General features: G+C 55.7%; 14 protein-coding genes. 2 read left to right on the top strand and 12 right to left on the bottom strand.

From position 1 onward, the window contains the following. Window positions 1-15: 15 nt before the first annotated feature. From ASD8599_RS03200 to fnrL, 8 genes are all read right to left on the bottom strand, one after another. Complete coding sequence (locus ASD8599_RS03200) at window positions 16-3,150, bottom strand: virulence factor SrfB (protein ID WP_108827197.1); 3,135 nt, start codon at window positions 3,148-3,150, stop codon at window positions 16-18. Beyond that, complete coding sequence (locus ASD8599_RS03195) at window positions 3,150-4,403, bottom strand: hypothetical protein (protein ID WP_108827196.1); 1,254 nt, start codon at window positions 4,401-4,403, stop codon at window positions 3,150-3,152. The genes ASD8599_RS03200 and ASD8599_RS03195 overlap by 1 nt, the downstream gene beginning before the upstream one ends. 8 nt (window positions 4,404-4,411) lie before the next feature. Then, window positions 4,412-6,313: a trypsin-like peptidase domain-containing protein gene (locus tag ASD8599_RS03190; RefSeq protein WP_108827195.1), complete on the bottom strand. Its 1,902-nt coding sequence runs from the start codon at window positions 6,311-6,313 to the stop codon at window positions 4,412-4,414. Beyond that, window positions 6,313-7,020, bottom strand: coding sequence for a hypothetical protein (locus tag ASD8599_RS03185; RefSeq protein WP_108827194.1), 708 nt, complete (start codon window positions 7,018-7,020; stop codon window positions 6,313-6,315). Before ASD8599_RS03185 ends, ASD8599_RS03190 begins: the two co-directional genes overlap by 1 nt. 228 nt (window positions 7,021-7,248) lie before the next feature. Continuing rightward, window positions 7,249-8,685, bottom strand: coding sequence for a peptidoglycan-binding domain-containing protein (locus tag ASD8599_RS03180; RefSeq protein WP_108827193.1), 1,437 nt, complete (start codon window positions 8,683-8,685; stop codon window positions 7,249-7,251). Between the two features lie 154 nt (window positions 8,686-8,839). After that, the gene (locus ASD8599_RS03175) at window positions 8,840-10,402 is read right to left on the bottom strand and encodes a formylglycine-generating enzyme family protein (RefSeq protein WP_108829974.1); all 1,563 of its coding nucleotides are present in this window, start codon (window positions 10,400-10,402) and stop codon (window positions 8,840-8,842) included. A gap of 66 nt (window positions 10,403-10,468) precedes the next feature. Then, window positions 10,469-11,485 carry an ABC transporter transmembrane domain-containing protein gene (locus ASD8599_RS03170; RefSeq protein ID WP_108827192.1) on the bottom strand — a complete coding sequence of 339 codons (1,017 nt, stop codon included), beginning with the start codon at window positions 11,483-11,485 and terminating at the stop codon, window positions 10,469-10,471. 107 nt (window positions 11,486-11,592) lie between these two features. Continuing rightward, window positions 11,593-12,336, bottom strand: coding sequence for a transcriptional regulator FnrL (gene fnrL, locus ASD8599_RS03165; protein ID WP_108827191.1), 744 nt, complete (start codon window positions 12,334-12,336; stop codon window positions 11,593-11,595). A gap of 96 nt (window positions 12,337-12,432) precedes the next feature. Here fnrL and hemN point away from each other — a divergent pair, with 96 nt between their 5' ends. Both hemN and ASD8599_RS03155 read left to right on the top strand, forming a co-directional pair. Further along, window positions 12,433-13,776, top strand: a complete 1,344-nt coding sequence (gene hemN, locus ASD8599_RS03160; protein ID WP_108829973.1) for an oxygen-independent coproporphyrinogen III oxidase — start codon at window positions 12,433-12,435, stop codon at window positions 13,774-13,776. A gap of 153 nt (window positions 13,777-13,929) precedes the next feature. Then, the gene (locus tag ASD8599_RS03155) at window positions 13,930-14,145 is read left to right on the top strand and encodes a hypothetical protein (RefSeq protein WP_108827190.1); all 216 of its coding nucleotides are present in this window, start codon (window positions 13,930-13,932) and stop codon (window positions 14,143-14,145) included. A 24-nt stretch (window positions 14,146-14,169) separates the two neighbouring features. Here the strand turns inward: ASD8599_RS03155 and ASD8599_RS03150 are convergent, their stop codons facing one another. From ASD8599_RS03150 to ASD8599_RS03135, 4 genes are read right to left on the bottom strand one after another with little or no spacing between them, the layout of a single operon-like run. Beyond that, a complete protein-coding gene (locus tag ASD8599_RS03150) occupies window positions 14,170-15,750 on the bottom strand; it encodes an ABC transporter ATP-binding protein (RefSeq protein WP_108827189.1) in 1,581 nt (526 codons plus the stop codon). Next, window positions 15,747-16,853, bottom strand: coding sequence for an ABC transporter permease (locus tag ASD8599_RS03145; RefSeq protein WP_108827188.1), 1,107 nt, complete (start codon window positions 16,851-16,853; stop codon window positions 15,747-15,749). Before ASD8599_RS03145 ends, ASD8599_RS03150 begins: the two co-directional genes overlap by 4 nt. Further along, window positions 16,853-17,947 (bottom strand): microcin C ABC transporter permease YejB, encoded by a 1,095-nt coding sequence (locus ASD8599_RS03140; protein WP_108827187.1) that lies wholly within the window; start codon window positions 17,945-17,947, stop codon window positions 16,853-16,855. Before ASD8599_RS03140 ends, ASD8599_RS03145 begins: the two co-directional genes overlap by 1 nt. Before the next feature lie 6 nt (window positions 17,948-17,953). Next, entirely contained in the window at window positions 17,954-19,807 is a 1,854-nt protein-coding gene (locus tag ASD8599_RS03135; RefSeq protein ID WP_245926117.1) for an extracellular solute-binding protein, read from the bottom strand. Between the last annotated feature and the right edge of the window lie 35 nt (window positions 19,808-19,842).

The raw sequence follows: 19,842 nt of genomic DNA, 5'->3' as shown, positions 1-19,842 counted from the left end.
GTCATTTCCCTTTCATCACACCTGGAACACGCCGGTGTCGATCCAGTATTCGTCTTCAAACCCAAGCGTGTGAAGCTTCAAGATCACGTCGCCGGATTTCATCGCCCCGCCCTCTCCGTCTTCGACCTGATCAATTTCAAAGGCTTCACGCATGGATTCGCGGCGCAGTTTGTCTTCGCTGGTCTCACCATCACTGTCGTCAAAGTCCGTCTTACGCAATTCGACTTTGATGGGCAAAGGCCGCGACTGGTTTCCGGTGTCGGCAAAATCCATGCGGAACAACGGGGTGGTGGTCCAGCGTTCAAGCGGAAGCTGACGCGACCCGATGTAGACAGGCGAATACAAGTTCACCTGCGCGGTATCGCTGGCCTGTCCGCCCGCATCCAGATCAACATCAGAAAACAGGATACGTTCATCCGGAATTTGCCCGTTGATGTCCATTTCGCCTACGAAGCGCGCGGTCGATCGCATCTGGAACGCGCCCGTGGTCACTTTGAAGTTCGGGATGCGGTTTTCGGACAATGCAATCAGCATCCCGCCCACAGCCACAGTAGATTTCGGGTCGCCTATTTTCTGCGAAACAGGATCGCGGAACGGGTACCACCGCCCCGTCTTGTAGTTGTGCATGGAAATCAGGCGGTGCGGCGGCACGACCAACATTTCTTCGACGATGGACCGAATCGCAGGCAATCGCGATGGCCGTCCCGTCAAAAGCACCACGTCAACGCCCAGATGGTCGATGACCTCGCACATATTGCCAAGGACGCGCTGGAACACCTCGCGGCTGATTGCGTCCACATCTTCGCGCGATGTGGTCAGCACCAGATCAGCCAATTTCCAATCATGCGCCCCAAGTGATTTAGCGGCGGTTTCCACGTAAGACAGAATTTCAGTTCCGATTTGCGCGGCGCCTTCGTTAGATTGAGCGTCGTGCGGGGCATCCTGTGCGGCGTCGTCTTCGTCTGCTTCAACCGGTTCCGGCAGGCCGAGAATACGGGCCACAGGCAATTCAAAGCGGTCAAATTCTTCTGAGGTTTCGCAATGCGCCAGTGTGGCTTCCGCCAAAGGCATCAACACCCGCAGCGAAAACTGTCGACGACGTTGCACCGCTTGCTGGTCTTGTCCGCCAATGTCGCCACCAAACAACTCGCGCAGCTTTTCAGCAACATACACACCGCCCGCAGCTTCGATGCTTTCCTGAATGCGCGGGATCACAATGGCACTGACAACCCTTTGGATAAGATCATCCCCCGCCACTCGAAAGCCTTCGCGGAATGTCTGTTCGGGATGCAACACGCGGTTGGCTTCGCTGCGATACGTGGTGATCATCAAATCGGTTGTGCCGCCGCCCACATCGATACTGGCAAGCCTGAGCGATGGTTCTTCCGCCCCCGAAGGGCCGGGGCGCGGTTGCCCTTTCAACGTCAGGAAGGTGTCGATGCGCCCGTCAAACTTTTGGGTCAACTCGCTGTAAAGATAGACAAGTTGTGTGCAAGATGCTTCATCCCAATCCACCGTCACATCAGGTTTGATGGAATAGGGACGCTGCGCCTTGTCCAGCCCAAGCTGCTGCCAGATCAGCCCCAAAGCCCCTTGGGTGCGTGATCGAATGATGGCCTGTTCCTTGATTGGGGTGGCCGTGGGCAGGCTTAGGATGATGCGGTTCAGACGGCGTGGCAGATCGGATTGCGCACGACGGGACCGCGACGCAGGATCGTTGATCTGGATCAGCGCATGGGCAATGATTTCGCCCATCATAAACCCGAAAAGCGACGACCGCGAAAAGCGGGGGCGGATCGCAGGGGTGCTTGGTGTGTCACCGCGTTTGCGCAGGCGTTGTTCTTCCTCGTAGCGGACCTGCTTCATCACATCGCCCGCTTCGTTGAGGTGGCGCATGGCGGACCGCACGGCTTTCGGCAGGTTGTTGGGGTCCATGTGGTTGTGAAAACGCCAGTCTTGTTGCACCGCAACGCTGTCCCATAGGTAGCGTTTGGGCGACGACAGGCCGGAAATCGTTTCGGTGCCTTCCTCGCCCTGCACAAGACGCACGGCTTCGGGGCCAATGCGCACAAAACTGGGCCACATGAACGCATTGCGTCGGCCAGAGCGGCTGGCGTAGCGATCATCGCCAAAGCGCAAATCGGCAAATTCAACACGGCTGGGAAAGAGGCCGGAATAATAGAATTCAGGGCGGCTAAGGTCCCGAATCTCAAGCGGGAAAGACCGCGCCAGATCCACGCGTGTCTCACCGGGGAATTGTTCAATCAAGATGCCACAGGTGCGGCTGTTGCCCACGTCCAGCACCAGATCCACGTTCACAGGCGTGACGGCATCGCGTTCGCTGACTGTGTTGGCAAACCGGACTTGGGGCGGGCTGACTGCGACCTGAACCAAATTCAGATAGGTCAAATACCGCGCCCAGTGTTCAAAACGATGCGGCAGATCTTCTTCGGCAAAACGGCGACCGGGGCGTTCGGCGCGTTTGAAGGTCAAAAACAGCTCTTTCAGCCAATCCGACACCCAGCGCTGGTGGTCCAGCACATTGCCATCTTCGTCCGTTTCAGGGCGGCGCAGGAACCACCGCATGTCATTGGGTTCCGACACCAGTTTGAAATCGCGGGCCTTTTCGGCGTCCGAGGTTTCAGGCACCACATAGTTGGTGTCCTGCTGCGCGTCGATCAAAGATGTATCAAGTGCGATCTGAATACGGTGCGTGTGGCCGGTTTCGGGATCAGGCTCAGCCAGTTCAACCGTACGCATCCGCGCCCAGCTTGAGGGGCCAGGATCATATTGCAATTCACCAGCCGGGCCGCGCTGGCTTTTGACGCGTAAAAACGGCACAGGCACCCATTTTTCCAAAAACGGTTCAAGGGCTGCGACCGTGCGTACAGAATATTCGTCGTCGTCGTCACGCCGCGCGTCCAACACATCAGCGTCCCGCGTATCGTCACCCGACAAAGGAAACAGCGTCAGGATGTTTTCATCATCCTGTTCACGCGTCACACGTTCAATGTAGCGCAAAGGACGAATATCAAGCTTGTTCAGATCAAACCCGAAATCCAGCATTTGCACACCGGAATATGGCACCAACGTGATTTCGTTGCGCAGGTTCGCGAGTGTTCTGATTTGCGCTTTACGCTCTTTGAGCATCAGTTGCCCTTTCCAACGGTAAATGTCTTTGTCCAAGGGCCCTGCCCGCGCACAACGCGGCCATCGTAAGTCTCAATCTTGTCGCCGTTACGCACCCGCAACCGGAAATCTTCAGTGGTTGCCCCGCCGTAGGGGTTATACAGGGACACGCTAACAGAATATTGACCAGTTTGCGGCGCATCAAAATACATGCTTTCGATGGCATCGGCCTGCGCCGTGGTGCGACTGTGATTGCCGCCCACATCCAGCACACCACCACAGGCGTTTTGCTTGCCGTAGTTGATTGTATCACCGGCGGGACACCGCACATCCAGATGTAGATCGGCAATGCTGTCCCATAGCAAAGACACCGTCAGCTTGCCTTCCCGCGCACCCCGATCCGCCAAACGCGTCTGGTCCGCATCAGGGATCAGGCTGGCCTGTTGTTTGGGCTGGCAGGCGCGATCAGCGATGGCGATTTGCCGCTCTGCTGTGGCGATCCTGTCGCGCAAACTCAAGCTTAGTCTTTCTTCGACTGACGCCACCGGACCGGGGGGCGGGCAATAACTGGCCACACCCGGAATACGCAGGGCACAGGCCTCAACCATCAGATACAGAATGGCCGCAATCATAATCAGTAAAAGCAACCAGCCAAGCCATAACAACCACCACAGCCCGAACGGCCCACGATCCCGTTCATCGGCCCTTGGCGGTGGCGCAACAGGGGCTGCGGCTGCCGCCACCTGTGCGGCAGCGGCAGCTTTTACCGCGGCTGTTTTTTTGGCACGCGCAGCACCTTCCGTGCCGCTGAGATCCCCCGCCACGACAGCTTGGGTGTCGGAAACCCACGCCCAGTTCAGCAACACAGGCTGCATTTCTTCGCCACCCGACAACACGTAAACACACTCGGCGCCGGGATAGCGCACCGCATTGCTTAACGCTTCGCCCAAGCGCTGTTCATCGGGGTTGGTCTTCGCCAAAAGATCTGTGCCCAACGCTGTAATGTCAGCGATAAGGCCGTCCAAATCATCTTGCACCAACTGGCGCGTGTCATCATCCAACGCATCAAGCCGCTGTGGTTTCCCATCAGCGACCGCGTACCAGTCGAAACGATCGCCGTATTGCGTTGCAACAGGTTCCGCGAACACGGCTGCATGTCGGTCGCCCAATGCATCCCGTATCGTACCCGAGATCAACTCATAGGATCTTTGCGGCGCTGTGCCTAAAGGCGACAACCCTTGGGTGGACGTGTTTGCAAGGAAGGCTTCGGACATTGCGGCGCTCACTCGGACTTCGGTGCAAGGGCCGGAAGCGTCGGCTTGGCGGTGTCTGGTTCGGGTGCAATGACCGCCGCCGTTTCAGGTGCCTTTGGACGCTGGATTTGCGGGTTGCACGTTTGGGTTACCACCTGCGGCAACGCGCCGGTATCTGCCAAAAACCGCGTCAGATCGCCCGAAGACAGTGCAAAATTCAGGTTCCGCAAAGCCCCTTGTTTGACGAAGGTGTTCACCCCGACCAACCTGCCGCACATGTCGATTAAAGGCCCACCCGAATTGCCCGTAGAAATGGGTGCCGAATGGACAACGACGCGGGTGCGTTCGTTGAAATTCTGCTCTGCAGATACGGTGCCATCCGTGACGGTCAATTCCGGCACCGCGGTGGTGTCCCCTGTGCGCAACTGCTGGAAATTGGCATCGCTTTGCAACAGATCGCCCGGATATCCCGCTGCAATCACCGACTGCAATCGCAGGCTTTCATCCGCTTCCAAAACCGCAAACGCCGGCTGGTTTACACCGGGCACGCGCAGCAGCGCAAAATCACCGCCAGTGGTGTCAAACGGCCCCATCGTTTTCAGCACCTGCGCCTGTTGTACGGCCCCCAGCGCTTTGTTCGTGACATAGATCGCATCAACACCCTGCCCCGAGATGACGTGGAAATTCGTCACCAAAAGATCCGGCCCGACAAAGAACCCCGTGCCGCTGGACAGACCCGTCGGTGTCGGGGCCAAAACGATTGCTGTGCGTTCTTCGATATGCGCCAGAAGGCTGCGTGTTTCTTTGGGGTCCGTTGAATCAGGGACCTGCACTCGTTCCGGATCAGGGGGCAAAATCGCGGTACGATCTGCAGGGCGCACGGCGCCCGGAATATCGCTGCGATCGTTGGGATCAGGGGGAAGAAGCCCCTCAATGGTGCGGCCATCCGGCATCAAAAGCGTGCCGTCATCGATACACATCGCACCATCCAGCGCCGTTTGCAGGTCTGCCAATCGCTGTTCCAGGGCGCGGTTCACGTCTTGGGCCGCCCCCAAAGCGGCTTCGTCGGTGATGACGCGGTTCGCTGCGCGATCCGGGAAAATACGGGTGCCCGGGATCAGCAACCAGATCAGCACAATGCCGGCCAGAAGCAACATCAAAGCCAGCGGCAGCCATGCCCAAAGGGGAACACGTCCAGCTGGTGCCTGAGCGGTGTCGGTATGTGGCGGCGGTGCAGATGGCGGAACTGCGGACGCGGCGTTGGTTTCGTCCTCTTGCTGGGTGCTAGAGGCGTTTGCGAGGCTGGCACCGCCTGCCCCCGCTGCGGCCCCTGCAATTGCGGCCCCTGCAACAGGTGCTGCGCTGCTAACCGCTTGCTGGTCTTTTGATTGGCGGTTTTGGCGTGAAGCCCGTTCGGTTTCCGTCAACGGTGGAGCCGCCGCCAATGGCAAAAAGCGCCCCAAAGTCCGCCCATAGTGGTCAGACCGCGACGCGGCATCGCGCGCCATCTCTGCAGGCAACATACCCCAGTTGATAATGACAGGAACGCCGCCCACAGACCAAATGTCGTTGGGATCAGAAATATACAATGCGTTTGCAATCAAGGCCCCGTCGTCAGGATCATCCATCAAGTCGCGGATCGGGCGCAGTTGGCGGCTGAGTTCGCTGGACAGGGCCGCCTGCTGTGCCTCATCCAGTCGCCCGAACGGTTGCGCATTTCCTTGCGCCTCGGTGTACCACGACACGGACGGGGCCGCCTGATCGTTGCCGCGGCTTAGCAATGGCTCTGCAAACAACTGGGTGGCGTCTTCACCGATGCGGGTGCGCAAGACCTCTAACAATGCAGGATAGGATTCCAGCGCCAGGCCCCCGCCAACTTCCAAACACTGGCGTAGCTCAATTTGCGTTTTCGTCAGGAAATGCTCTGCCATCAATTGTCTCTTGCTGATCTGCGGAATTCGACGGTGGTTGACCCGCCAACTTCCGGTTGCGAAACCACACAGCTTGCGGTTCCATTGTCGTTCAATTCACACGCGCTGCGCAGTCGGTAAATGTATTCACCGTCGCTGCATTGCAGGTTTGCCGGTTCTTCGATGATCAGCTTGCCATTGCCATCAAAGCGCCCTTGCACGGGACCTTCGCAGGTGGCGCCATTGTCGGCCAACATTTCTTCGCGCCCTTTGCCAGTAGCATCGAAACACATTTCCCAGACATTGTACCGCGACGTTTCACCCGTTTCGCGGTTGTTTGTCACAAAACGGCTTTCCAGTTCCCAACATCCCTCAAGCAACCCGATACGCCTGTCGTTCCAATCCTTACGATCAATCTTTTCAGGCAAAGGGGGCTTTTCGGGCTCGGTTTGTTTGGGTTCTGCAATCTGCACAGGCACGTCCGGCACACATTGCAAAGCCGCCAGTTCGCGTTCGCGCTGCAAAATGGCACGTTCCAAGCTGCGGTTGGCATCCGTCAAAGACGCCAGTTGATTTTCCGCTGCCAAACTTGTGTTCACAGGACACCAGTCTGACCAGGTCCAAGCGATCCGGTTTTGTGCCCCACACGCGGGCAAAACGGCCAAAGCAGCCCAAAGCACCAAGCCCACCAAAACAACTGAGCCGCCGTATGTGAAAACCGCACGCATAAATTGACAGAAAACCCCTCATTCAAGCCAAGTAAACGTGACTCTGGACAATGGGTCAACGTAAAAAGCCAAATTGCGCGATAATCGAAATGCCGGCTTCATCCCCGTACAAAAACTGTTGTTTCAAGATGTTAGGTGCTGCGTGATGTTTGACCAAACCGAAGCCCCCGCGTGAAAAAAGGGCAGCCACACTGGCCGCCCTTTCAATCAAGGTCTGATGCGTGGTGTTTAGGGTTTTGTCACCGTCAAAGCAGGCAAACGTGCCGCTGTCGGGATCAGCTTTGGCAAACCGTTGCCAGCACCGCTGGCGCGTTGCTGGTCCAGTTGCAGCGCCGCACGGATGACTTGCACCCGCTCTGCCGTCGTGCTTGGAACAAAGGCAGGTGTTGCACCTTGTTCCAGCGCACCCATAGCGCTGCGATACCAAGGTGCTGCAGCCGCTGGCGTCGCTGCAACGCCAAACCCTTCACGCAGGTGGTGTCCGACAATTTCACCATATGGCGCTTGCCCCGCTGCCAGCATCGCCAACGCACCGGACAAAGCCATTTCTTCGTTGTCCAGACGGTATCCGATGCCGATGCAGATCTGGCCATATGCAGCGGTGGTCGCCGGATCAGTCAATCCCAGCTGCGCTGCTGTCGACCGCGAAGATGCAACCACTTGCGCTTCTTGCGCTGTGGGCAACGTCGCCAAGACACCAGCGTAACCGCCCTGGATCTGTTCACACAGGCTTGTCAATTCGGTCTCTGACACTTGGAACTGAGACGCGACTGACCCACCTTGCGTGATGGCATAGCCACGCGCTTCGCAGAATTTTTCGCTAAGGGCTTGATTGGAATCCGTCATATTCGACGCTTGGATAAAGCCCTGAATACGGGTCGTTTGATCCACCAATTCACACCGTGAAGCCGCTGAGACAGCCACTTTTCCGATTGGTTGCAGTGGCTTCAGCTTTGGAATGGCACCCCCCACGACTTGGCCAGCCTGATTGGCTTTTGGCAAAGGCTGGATAGGCTGTTGAACGGCACCGTTCTGGGTCTGGGCGGTGTTGCTGAACCCTGCTTGGCCTGTGTTGGCGTTGTAGCCATTCTGGCCCGTGTTGTTGTTAAAGCCGTTCTGGCCCGTGTTGTTGCCTGCATAGGCTTGGCCCGTGTTGTCGCCATATTGCGCTGCAAAATTCGGGTCGCGTTCAATCTTCAACAAACCGCGCGGGCCCAAGGCGGCCATTGTTCGCGGATAGGCGTTGCCTGCACCAGCATTGAATTTCTGCCAACCGTTCACCAATGTCTGGCGTTCAAAGTCGGTCAATTGGCCTGTGCTGGGGTAGCCCATGTACCCTTGATAGTCACGAATGGCGGCGCGGCTGCGCTTGCCCAACGATCCGTCAACTGTACCAACTGGAAAGCCAAACGCGTTCAATGAGCTTTGAACATCGCGGTTTTGTTGCCGCTGTGCGGAACTGATGCCTGATTTACGTGGGGCTTTGTATGTCTTGCGGCTGCCAGAAGATCTTTTTTTCTGACCACATTTGGTCAAACCACAAACCACAATACCGCCGATGATTGCGTCTTTCAGGTCGGCCGAAGCCTGCTCTGCGGTGGAAGTGAATGCAAATGCTGCGATCATCGCACCACCTACCGTCTTGGCCATAAACTGACGCGTCATATTCGTTATCTCCCTAGCAAGCAGAATATCTGTAAAATCGTTGTAACCCGAATCCGTGTTCTTTGCACTTTACAAAAATTGGCACACCAAACCACCTTTTTGCGTATTTTCAGCATCTTTTAGGTACAATACGTACTAATCGCAGGGATTAGGGCTAATCTATAGCCACTTGCAGCAAATCGCCTTTGCCCATGTCCGGTCGCTGGACATAGACCAACAGGTCGCTCCAGAATCGGTTCAACATAGTCAGCAATTGGGTTTGTTCGGCTTGCGCAAGATCCTGTGCCAGACTTGTATAGGCCCGCTCCCGCACCTCCTGATCGACATCCGATACAAGGGTTTCCAATGTCGCCCGGTACGACAAAAGATAGGTGTCTAGGCTTTCGCGCAACCCCGTCAAGCGGTCCACGTTCAACACCAGTGTTTGCATCATTTCGGCACGTTGTGTGCCCGACATCAGTTGAATTGTGTCACGCAACGCCAGACTGTCACGGGTCAAACGGTCAATTTCACGATCGCCTTCATTGATCGTTTCGACAAATGCCGCGCCACTTAACAGCGTGGACTTGGCCGCTTGAAACAGGGACTCTGCGGCCGCTTCACGCGCGACCCGGAATTCAAGTTGTAACCCGCTTAGGGCCTCGCGGCGTCTCGGATCGACTTCTTCATCCAAAAGGGCTGACAAGGCGGCCAACGGGTCCGCCTGAGCATCCGCGGGTCTGTCCGCTTCTGCTGCCCAGTTTTCGCGGATTTTCTCGTATCGGTCCTCGGACACCACAACGGCCGTCAAAACCATGCGCAATCCGAAAAATTCACCGGCCAGCGCCTGCCCTGAAAGACTGCTGAACAAGGGGTATTCACTGCGTTTGGCCGTGTAAATTTGCGCATCTTCCAAGTCGACCGATCCGCCGCGCGTCACCAAACCGCCCGGCTGCCCATGGGTGCGCCCGATGGCATTCAGGCGGAAAGGCTCCAACATCAATTCTTCGGCGTTGCCGTATACATCCAAAAGCCCGATGGGGTTCGGCTTGCGACGCCCGCCCATAACGGTCAGCCCTTTGCTGCCGCTACCCGGCGCAAGATAGGCGGCGTAATCGCCTAAGCTGCCCTCGGAAAAGAACCTGCGCGCCGCAAAAGTTGACCCATCAGCCTTGGCCCCGCCGCGCGCAGCATATTCCCATTCGGGTTCCGTGGGCAGGCGCAAAAAGCCCGTGCGATCCCCTTGGCTTGGCAGGGTGTCACGGGCGTTTTGCATCAACCATTCGGTGTAGCTGCGCGATAGATCAACGGCCTCGTACCATGTCAGCCCGCCTTTGGCGCGCGATTCAATCGGCTTGAACGGGCCATCACACTCACCTTTGATAGCGCGGTATTGGGCCTCGTTCATCTCGTAGCGTGCAATGTAGTAATAGCTGACACCGGCCTGCACATCATCGAAGGCCCCGCGCAGATACGTCGGCTTCAAATAGTCAGAGAAAGCCGTTGTCGCATCCGACTGTCCCATACGAAAAGGACGGTCCGCCAACGGGCTTTCCACATTCACCGGAACATTGACGCGCTGAAACGCCATTCCACCACCGCAGGCCATCGGCAGGATCAAATCTGCAGCGGGGTGCAATTTGGCAGATGGGTCAACCAGAATATCCGGCCATGGTTTGTCTTGGGCAAACACAGGGGCCGTACATAGTAAAAACAAAGCGAAAAGACTGTGGCGCATATCAAACTCAATCCAGATGTTCATTTTCAATAGATCAGAACAGGAAATTGGGCAATCGCGGCAGGATCAATCCAGCTGTGCACCGATCATAGGCGGCATAGGCACAGGATCATCCGCATCAATGTGGGACGGAAAACTGCTTAGCAAAATACCATAGCGCATCCGGGCGTCCGTGATGGCACTATAGCTGCCGATAAGCTCGCGGATTGGTCCGCCCAGCCGTTCCAGCCCGGACACAAACGCCAGAATGACACCCACTTCAATCTGGTCATTGATCGCAAGATATCCCCCGTATGCGATGACCCCAAACGGTCCCAGAGCGATCAGCAGGTTGTTGATTGTCTTCATCACGTTTTTGGTCATCAAGAATTTGGTGCGAATTTGCAAGATCGTGTCCGTCAGCGTGGTAAAGGCTACGGGCGGCTCTTGTTGCAAAAGTTCGACTTCGGCATTGTCGACGATAAAGTTCCCTAAGGCGCGTGTCTTTAACGCCTTCTTCGCCGCGAGCCGGTTCATGCGGGCCTGAAAAATCGGCACGATGATGAATTGCGGCGAATACAATGCCAAAGCAATCGTGGCCACCAGCGGCTCGATGTAGAACATGTAGCCCAGCACGGTGATCAATGTGCCAATCTGCAACAACGGACCCGAAATCGCGGCCCCCGCGAATCCGCCAAGCTTTTCGACTTCTGACGACAACATGGACACCACGGCCCCTTCGTCCACAACGTCTTCGCCCGCTGCACTGGCCTTGATTTTGGCAGGCGGCGTTATGGTGTAAATGCAGTAAAAAACCGACCGGCGCAAAGTGTGCACAATCTTGGCAGAGATCAGTTCACGTTGCACACGCATTGCCAGCTTCAGGCCCGCAGACAGAACCAAGGCGCCCACATAGAGCGACCCCAACCAAACCAACAGATCAAGGTCTTTGTTGGCCACGGCGTCGTCCAGCATCCTGCGTTGCAATTCCAGCGGAATTGGTGCCAACGGCAATAGCATTAATGTCAGTGCAATCACGACGGCTTGTCGGGCTTTGGAATAGCGAAAAATGTAGCGATAAACAGAAGCAGGCATAGCACGCATGGAAGATGTCTTTCTTAACAGACCCAAGACGTGGCATGCGACGTACTGATTTGCAAAACGGTTTCGGTGCAGGTCACCAGATTGTGCAAATTATCAAAGCCCCAGCGTCAGCTTAGAACACCGCCATCGCTGTCGTCGCCGGCTTCTTCCATCAACCGATCGACATCGGGCACAACGACCTTGCGCTTGCCATCCAGGACAATAACACCGTCGCGTTTCAGGGCAGACATCTGACGACTCACCGTTTCAAGCGTCAGGCCCAAATAGTCAGACATCGCTTCACGGGTCAGAGGCAGGTCTATTGTGACTTCGCTTTTGGCCTCACCAAAGTGCAAAGACGCATCGCGCCTGACGATAATCGCCAACAAGGATGCAATCTTTTCACGCGCCGTTTTGCGCCCCAGAACCAGCATCCATTCACGCGCTGCGTCCAATTCATCCAACGTCATTTGCAACAGACGTCCCGCAATATGGGGGGTTTCATCGACCAAGCGTTCAAAGGGGCGTTTGCGAAAACAACACATAACCAGATCGGTAGTGGCCACGACATCGTAATGCGCATGATCGCGGCCCGGACGCCCCACAAAATCAGACGGCAACAGCAAGCCCACCATTTGGCGGCGGCCATCTTCCATAGTCTGGGTCAAGCTGGCGACGCCCGACACAACAGACGCCACAAAATCCATTTTGTCACCAGACCAGACAACCGTCTGGCCCGCTTCAAAGGACCGATAGTACTTTATTTCTTCAAGCCGTTCCAATTCCTCAGAATCGCACCGTGCGCACACAGCGCGATGCCGGATAGGGCAATCAACGCAGTCTTGGTTGATAGAAGCGAGAGAGACAGTCATGGCGCTGCTTTCTTGGAGTTTTTCGCAGGTGTGGACAGATGCGGCATGTTGATCTGTGTCAAAGTAGAAGAGTTAGCCAAAGTTTATCCTTCCCGTATGGAAAAGCGAACCGAATTCTCGAAACTGGGTCTTTTTGACGCTCATGTGCCACGGTACACGAGCTACCCGACAGCGCCGCATTTTTCTGGCGATGTCGGACCGGATACATTCAGCCATTGGGTGCAGGCCGTGCCCGAAAATGGGCAAGTGTCATTGTATCTGCACATCCCCTTTTGTCGCCGGCTGTGCTGGTTTTGCGCCTGCCGCACACAAGGCACCCAAAGCGGTGCACCAGTGCGTGGATATCTGGATACGCTCAAGGTGGAAATCGACATGCTTGCCGCACAATTGGCGCCTGGGATAACCTTGTCACGCATGCACTGGGGCGGTGGCACGCCTACTTTGCTCACGTCCGAGATGATCACGGAACTGGCGGATCATGTCGCGGCAGTCTTGCCATTTGGTCCAAACGCCGAGTTTTCGGTCGAAATTGACCCCGGCGAAATAGATCAGCCCCGTGTGGATGCGTTAGCAGCCGCAGGTATGACCCGTGGATCAATCGGCGTTCAGGATTTTGACCCAGCCATTCAAAAGACTATCGGACGCATCCAAAGCTATGAAACAACCGCCCGCGCCGTTGACATGTTGCGGGCCGTCGGGGTGACCAGTCTGAACACAGACATTCTGTTTGGGCTGCCCGGTCAGGACCGTGAAAAAATCACTCAATCCGTGCAAAAGTTGCTGTCGCTTGGTCCCGATCGCGTGGCGCTTTATGGCTATGCCCATGTCCCTTGGATGGCGCGGCGTCAAACCATGATCCCCACGGATCTACTGCCAAAACCCGAAGAACGTTTGCGCCTGTTTGAAACCGCAGCGCGATTGTTCGAATGGGATGGCTACGATGCAATCGGCATTGACCACTTTGCGCGCAAAGACGACGGCTTGGCCATTGCCCGGCGCAACGGCACCCTGCGTCGCAATTTTCAAGGCTACACAGACGATACCAGTGACACGCTGATTGGTCTGGGCGCGTCTTCCATTTCAAAGTTCCCGCAAGGCTATGCCCAAAACGCACCTGTGACGTCAGCTTATGCAGGTTTGGTACGTGGTGGCGGTATGGCAACCGTCAAAGGACATGCCCTGACCCAAGAGGATCTGTTGCGCGGACGGCTGATTGAACGGCTTATGTGCGATTTCAAGGCATCCGCCGCGCAGTTTCCTGGACACGAAGATCACGTGTCCTCGATTTTGCGCAAAGTCGCAAACGCGTTTGAAGGCGCTGTCAAATTTGATGGAAACACGCTAAAAATTCCGGCTGATGCTGCCCCGCTGACCCGCTTGATTGCACGTGCGGTAGACGCCTATCACATGGACCGCAAAGGTCACGCATCAGCGATCTGACAACCACCCCGCGACTTGACCGGTTTTCATGTGCTGTTTAGCGTGGGGGTACTTATTTACTGCTATTTTTCAAACAATAGGGCCGTATTGCGTCCCATTTTAAAAACTCAACGCCGCATGTGCGGCTTGGATTGATTTCAAAGGATACTTTTCGTGAACATTCAAGCGATCCTAAGCATAATTATCGTTTGCAGTTTCGTGGGCCTGACTGGCGCGCTCGTTTATATTGAGGCCAGCGATGTCGTAAATATGCAGCTGGGCGACAATTCGTTTTTGGATATTCTGAAGATACTGGTCGGCGTTTTGGCAGCTTCCATGTCTCAGGTTCTTAACTACTGGTTTTCGCGGGGGGGCGCGGAAAAGAAGTAAATCGGCAAACCAGTAAAATATGCTTTAATGTGAGGCCTGCAGCAGTTGCCGTGTGTAATCGGTCTGCGGGTTTTCAAACAGGTCATTTGCGACGCCCTGTTCCACAACATCGCCTTGCTTCATCACCATCACCTTGTGCGACATGGCACGCACAACTTTCAGATCGTGGCTGATGAACAAATAGGCCAGCCCATATTTTTCCTGCAAGTTCCGTAGCAAATCCACGATTTGCACCTGCACGGTCATATCCAGCGCCGATGTTGGTTCATCCAGCACAAGCAACTTGGGACGCAGCACCATCGCCCGCGCAATTGCAATCCGTTGCCTTTGCCCGCCTGAAAACTCGTGCGGGTAGCGGTCCATTGTGGCCGGATCTAAGCCAACCTCTTGCATCACTTCTGTGACCAGCTCCCGTTCTGCCCTGTCGGGGTCAACATTGTGAATCGCCAGCCCCTCGGAAATAATCTGGGCGCAGGTCATGCGGGGGCTCAAACTGCCAAAGGGGTCCTGAAACACGATCTGCATGTCCTTGCGCAGCTTGCGCAATTCCTTGGTGGACCAGGCGCGAATATCTTGCCCCATGTAACTGATCAGTCCCTTGGACGAGATCAGCCGCATGATGGCCAGTGCCATTGTGGTTTTGCCCGAACCGGATTCGCCCACAATACCAAGGGTCTCGCCAGCCTTGACGGTCATGCTGGCGTCGTTCACCGCCTTGACGTGACCCGCAACACGGCGCAGGAACCCTTTGTGAATGGGGAACCAGACTTTCAGGTTCTGGGTTTCGGCGATGACCGGCGCGTCGGCAGGGACCGGCGCTGGCGCCCCCGATGGCTCCGCCCCCAACAGCTTTTTGGTGTAGGGATGTTGGGGATTGTCGAAGATGTCTTTTGTTGGCCCCGTTTCCACGATTTCACCGTGCTGCATCACGCACACGCGGTCCGCGATGCGGCGCACGATACCCAGATCATGGGTGATGAACAAAAGCCCCATGCCCTCTTCGTCTTTGAGGTCCGCCAACAGCTCAAGAATTTGCGCCTGAATGGTCACATCCAACGCGGTGGTGGGTTCGTCCGCAATCAGGATGTCGGGTTTGTTCGATAGAGCCATCGCAATCATAACGCGTTGCCGTTGACCGCCAGACAATTGGTGAGGGTAACTGCCAAGGCGGCTTTCTGCGTCACGAATACCCACTTTGTCCAGCATATCCAGAACCCGCGCCCGCGCATCGGGTCCGATGATACCCTGATGCAAAGCAATGCTTTCGGTCAGCTGTTTTTCAATGGTGTGCAACGGGTTCAGCGACGTCATCGGTTCTTGAAAGATAAAGCTGATGTCGTTGCCACGCACCTTGCGCAACAAACGGTCATCCGCCCCGATCATTTCCTGACCGTCATAGGTGACCGACCCCGACACCTCGGCGCTGTCGCCCAGCAATGACACCGTGGACAATGCGGACACCGATTTGCCCGATCCGGATTCACCAACCAAAGCCACCACTTCGCCCCGGTGCACATCAAAGCTAACGCCTTTGACGGCTTGGGTCAGTTTGCCATCCTGACGGAAGCCGACTTTCAGGTCTTTCACCTGCAACAAAGCACTCATGAGAAGGTCTTTCTGGGGTCAAACGCATCGCGGATGCCTTCAAAAATGAAGATCAGCAGCGACAACATGACGGCAAACACCGAAAACGCGGTAAAGGCCAGCCATGGGGCTTGCAGGTTTTGTTTTGCCTGCAACGTAAGCTCGCCCAAAGACGGGGCAGAACTGGGCAAACCAAAGCCGAGAAAATCAAGGACAGCCAGCGTGGAAATGGTGCCTGTGATAATGAAGGGAAGCATCGTCAACGTGGCGACCATGGCATTGGGCAGCATATGCCGGAACATGATCGTCGTATTGGAAACGCCCAAGGCACGCGCCGCCCGCACATATTCCAGATTGCGCGCCCGCAAAAACTCGGCACGCACGACCCCCACAAGCCCAGTCCATGAAAACAGGATCAGCAAGAACACAAGCAGCCAGAAACTACGCCCCATAATCGCAAACATCAAAATGATGACATACAACGACGGAATGCCGGACCAAATTTCGATGACGCGTTGAAAGATCAAATCGGTCAAACCGCCAAAAAACCCCTGAATTGCCCCCGCGATAACACCAATGACTGTCGCCACCCCGGTCACGATAAGCGTGAACAAAATTGACAACCGAAACCCGTGGATGATCCGCGCGGTGACATCGCGTTTGGTCCCGTCTGTGCCCAGCCAGTTCTGGCTGTTGGGGGGCAACGGGGCCGCACCCGGCCGGTCCACTTCGGTATTGAAACTGTAAGGGACAAGCGGCCAGATCATCCAGCCTTTTTCGATGGGCTCACCGTTCACTTCGCCGTCTGCCGCGTCTTTTGCAACGCCTTCAGGGTCGTCAAAGCAGTCTTCCAACCCGCCCGACACAATCAAGCATTCCACTTCGATTTCTTTGTAGTCGGCTTCGGTTTCAAAGTCGCTTCCAAACTCGGTCTCGGCATAGAAATTGAACACCGGCGTGTAATACGCACCCCGATATTGCACCAAAAGCGGCTTGTCGTTGGCCAGAAACTCCGCCCCCAGCGACAGAACAAACAGCACACTGAAAATCCAAAGCGACCAATAGGCCCGTTTGTTCTTTTTGAAATTCGACCAACGCCGCGCGTTCAGGGGGGACAAAGCCATCAGCCTTCCCTCCGTTCAAAATCGATGCGTGGGTCCACCAAGACGTACATCAGATCAGACAGAATGGCGACCAGCAGCCCCATCAGGCCAAAGATATAGAGCGTGCCAAACACAATGGGGTAGTCCCGCGCCACAGCAGCCTCGTAGCCCAAGCGCCCCAACCCGTCCAAGGAAAAGATGGTTTCAATAATGACCGATCCACCAAAGAATACAGACACAAACACGGCTGGAAAACCTGCGATCACAATCAACATGGCGTTGCGGAAAACATGACCATATAACACCTGCCGTTCGCTTAATCCCTTGGCGCGTGCGGTGACGACATACAGTTTTTTGATCTCGTCCAGAAAGCTGTTTTTGGTCAGCAATGTCAGCGTGGCAAACGCCCCGATGGTCGACGCAAGAACAGGCAAGGCGATGTGCCAGAAATAGTCCGCAACTTTGCCCAAAGCCGACATTTCGTCGAAGTTGTCAGAGGTCAGGCCCCGCAGCGGAAATATTTGATAGTAACTGCCGCCCGCAAATAGAACCAAAAGAATGATGGCAAACAAGAAGGCTGGCACAGCATAGGCGGCAATGATTATGCCGCTGGTCCAAGTATCAAAGCTGGAACCGTCGCGGACAGCTTTGCGAATGCCAAGGGGGATGGAAATAGCATAGGCAATCAGGGTCGACCACAGGCCCAAGGTGATCGAAACGGGCAGCTTTTCTTTAATTAGGTCGATCACTTCTATCGACCGGAAATAGCTTTCTCCGAAATCGAAGCGGGCATAGTTCCACAACATCAGAAAAAAGCGTTCATGCGCCGGTTTATCGAAACCGAACTGCGCTTCCAGTTCTTTGATGAACTCTGGCGGCAGACCACGCGCCCCGACATAGGTGCTGTCAGACGCCGTGTTCAATTCTTCGGTCACGCCTGCATCGTTGTTGGCGCCCGCAAAGCTGCCAAACACATCGCCGCCCCCTTGCGCCCGCGCAATGGCCTGTTCAACCGGGCCACCCGGCACAAATTGCGTCAGCACAAAATTGACAAGCAAAATCCCGATCAACGTCGGTATGACAAGCAAAAGCCGCCGCGCGATATAAGCGCCCATATGCGCTTACCTCAATGCGCCAGCGGCCTTTAAAGCGCTGGCTTTGTCCGCGTTGTACCACCAGAAATCGAGGTAGCCCAAATCAAAGGCGGGCATGTTTTCTGGGTGTTCAAACATGTTGTAGTAGCTGACCCAGTGGTTGGCTTTGTACCACAGCGGGATCATGAAAAACTCGTGGCGCAGTACACGGTCCAATGCCCGCAACACGGCCACTTCTTCTTCGCGGGTTTCCGATTGCAGTGATGCTTCGATGATCGCATCCACCAGCGGGCTGGCCAATCCGGCAGGGTTAAACAGCGAAAACGCGGCTGTTTCGGACCCGTAACGCTGCATCAATCCCGTTCCTGCGCCCAGAAATGCGGCGTAGCTGTCATACACCAAGTCATAGTCACGGTCGCGTTCACGCGACGTGTATTGGGCCGAATCCACCTTTTCAAAGGTGATGTCGATGCCAAGTTTCCGCACGTTGTTGACGTAGTTTTCCATCGCCGCGGACAAGGTCGACGGTGAAGACGAATTGAACAAAAAGTTGACGCTTAAGGGCTGGCCATCTGCATTGCGCCGCATCCCGTCATCCCCAACGGCCCAGCCCGCATCATCCAAAAGCCGCATCGCAGTGCGTGCGTTGCGGCGGTCCAGAAGGCGGCCTGCTTTGGATGTATGGGGGATTGCCACGGGTTCTGACAGCATGTCAGCCGGAACCAGATCACCAAGGCTTTGCAAAAACGCCAGTTCCGCGCCTTCGGGGGTGCCTTTGGCCATGATTTCAGTGTCCTGGCTAAATGACGCACGTTGTTGGAACAGGCCATATTGCAGGCTTTCGTTGGTCCATTCGAAATTATACGCCAAGGCCAAGGCCTGCCGGACGCGGCGGTCCTGCATCACCTCCCGCCCAAGATTGAACACGATACCGGATGGCGTCGCGGGGGCACCATCAGGCAGTTCTTTCTTCACGATATGCCCGTCGTCGATCTTGGAAAAGTCGTACCCTGTCGCCCAGCGCTTGCTGTCGCTTTCGATGCGCATGGTGAATTCACCTGCCTTGAACCCTTCAAAGCGGGCTGTGTCGTCGCCAAAGTATTCAATTCGGATACGGTCAAAATTGTTGCGCCCGACATTGAAAGGCAAATCATTGCCCCAGTAGTCGGGGTTACGCTTATAGACGACGCGGCGGTTCACATCCACATCCTCGATCATGTAGGGGCCAGAGCCGGGTGAAACCTCAAGGCGGGATTCGTTCAGGCTCGCACCCGTCTCCTCATACCATTTCTTGGACCACGCGGGGACGAACCCCACTTGGTCGATCAAACTGCGGCGCGATATCCCTTCTGTGAAGTAGAATTTGATGGTGTGATCGTCGATGACTTCGACTTTGGGAATGCGCTTACGCACGGCATCCGCATAAGATTTCAAACCTTCGTCCAAAAGCAGGTTGTGCGAAAATGCGATGTCGTGGGCGGTGACCGGAGAGCCATCAGAAAACCGCGCCTCGGGGCGCATGTAAAAAATCACCCAGTTTCGGCCTTCATCGTATTCAAGCCCTTTGGCCAACAACCCGTAGTATTCCGCATAAACATCGGCGGGTGCGTCGGCGTTTGTGCCGGCCCCCAGCAGGCTTTCGTACATCACCGAGGACAAGGCCCCGGCCCGGCCTTTGCGTGTGTAGGGATGCATCGAATCAAATGTGCCAAGCGTACCGATCGAAATTTCCCCACCTTTGGGGGCATCCGGGTTCACATAATCGAAATGCGGATAGTCTTCGGGATAGGTCAAATCCCCGTAAAACGAATAGCCATGTGTTTTGACCGTATCCTGCGCACGCACCATCGACGCTGCCAGCACGATCAAACTTAACCCCATGATCCCAAGCGTCCAAATCACGGGACGCAGATCAA

The organism is Ascidiaceihabitans donghaensis (assembly GCF_900302465.1).
Taxonomy (GTDB): Bacteria; Pseudomonadota; Alphaproteobacteria; order Rhodobacterales; family Rhodobacteraceae; genus Ascidiaceihabitans; species Ascidiaceihabitans donghaensis.
This window is presented reverse-complemented; position numbering and strand designations above follow the sequence as displayed.

Bases quoted from the DNA above. Each gene is read 5' to 3' on its own strand.
- ASD8599_RS03140 (WP_108827187.1), bottom strand. From the start codon at position 17,947: ATGGGCGCTTATATCGCGCGGCGGCTTTTGCTTGTCATACCGACGTTG.
- ASD8599_RS03170 (WP_108827192.1), bottom strand. From the start codon at position 11,485: ATGCGTGCTATGCCTGCTTCTGTTTATCGCTACATTTTTCGCTATTCC.
- fnrL (WP_108827191.1), bottom strand. From the start codon at position 12,336: ATGACTGTCTCTCTCGCTTCTATCAACCAAGACTGCGTTGATTGCCCT.
- ASD8599_RS03185 (WP_108827194.1), bottom strand. From the start codon at position 7,020: ATGCGTGCGGTTTTCACATACGGCGGCTCAGTTGTTTTGGTGGGCTTG.
- ASD8599_RS03135 (WP_245926117.1), bottom strand. From the start codon at position 19,807: ATGGGGTTAAGTTTGATCGTGCTGGCAGCGTCGATGGTGCGTGCGCAG.
- ASD8599_RS03145 (WP_108827188.1), bottom strand. From the start codon at position 16,853: ATGGCTTTGTCCCCCCTGAACGCGCGGCGTTGGTCGAATTTCAAAAAG.
- ASD8599_RS03150 (WP_108827189.1), bottom strand. From the start codon at position 15,750: ATGAGTGCTTTGTTGCAGGTGAAAGACCTGAAAGTCGGCTTCCGTCAG.
- ASD8599_RS03190 (WP_108827195.1), bottom strand. From the start codon at position 6,313: ATGGCAGAGCATTTCCTGACGAAAACGCAAATTGAGCTACGCCAGTGT.
- hemN (WP_108829973.1), top strand. From the start codon at position 12,433: ATGGAAAAGCGAACCGAATTCTCGAAACTGGGTCTTTTTGACGCTCAT.
- ASD8599_RS03180 (WP_108827193.1), bottom strand. From the start codon at position 8,685: ATGACGCGTCAGTTTATGGCCAAGACGGTAGGTGGTGCGATGATCGCA.
- ASD8599_RS03195 (WP_108827196.1), bottom strand. From the start codon at position 4,403: ATGTCCGAAGCCTTCCTTGCAAACACGTCCACCCAAGGGTTGTCGCCT.
- ASD8599_RS03200 (WP_108827197.1), bottom strand. From the start codon at position 3,150: ATGCTCAAAGAGCGTAAAGCGCAAATCAGAACACTCGCGAACCTGCGC.
- ASD8599_RS03175 (WP_108829974.1), bottom strand. From the start codon at position 10,402: ATGCGCCACAGTCTTTTCGCTTTGTTTTTACTATGTACGGCCCCTGTG.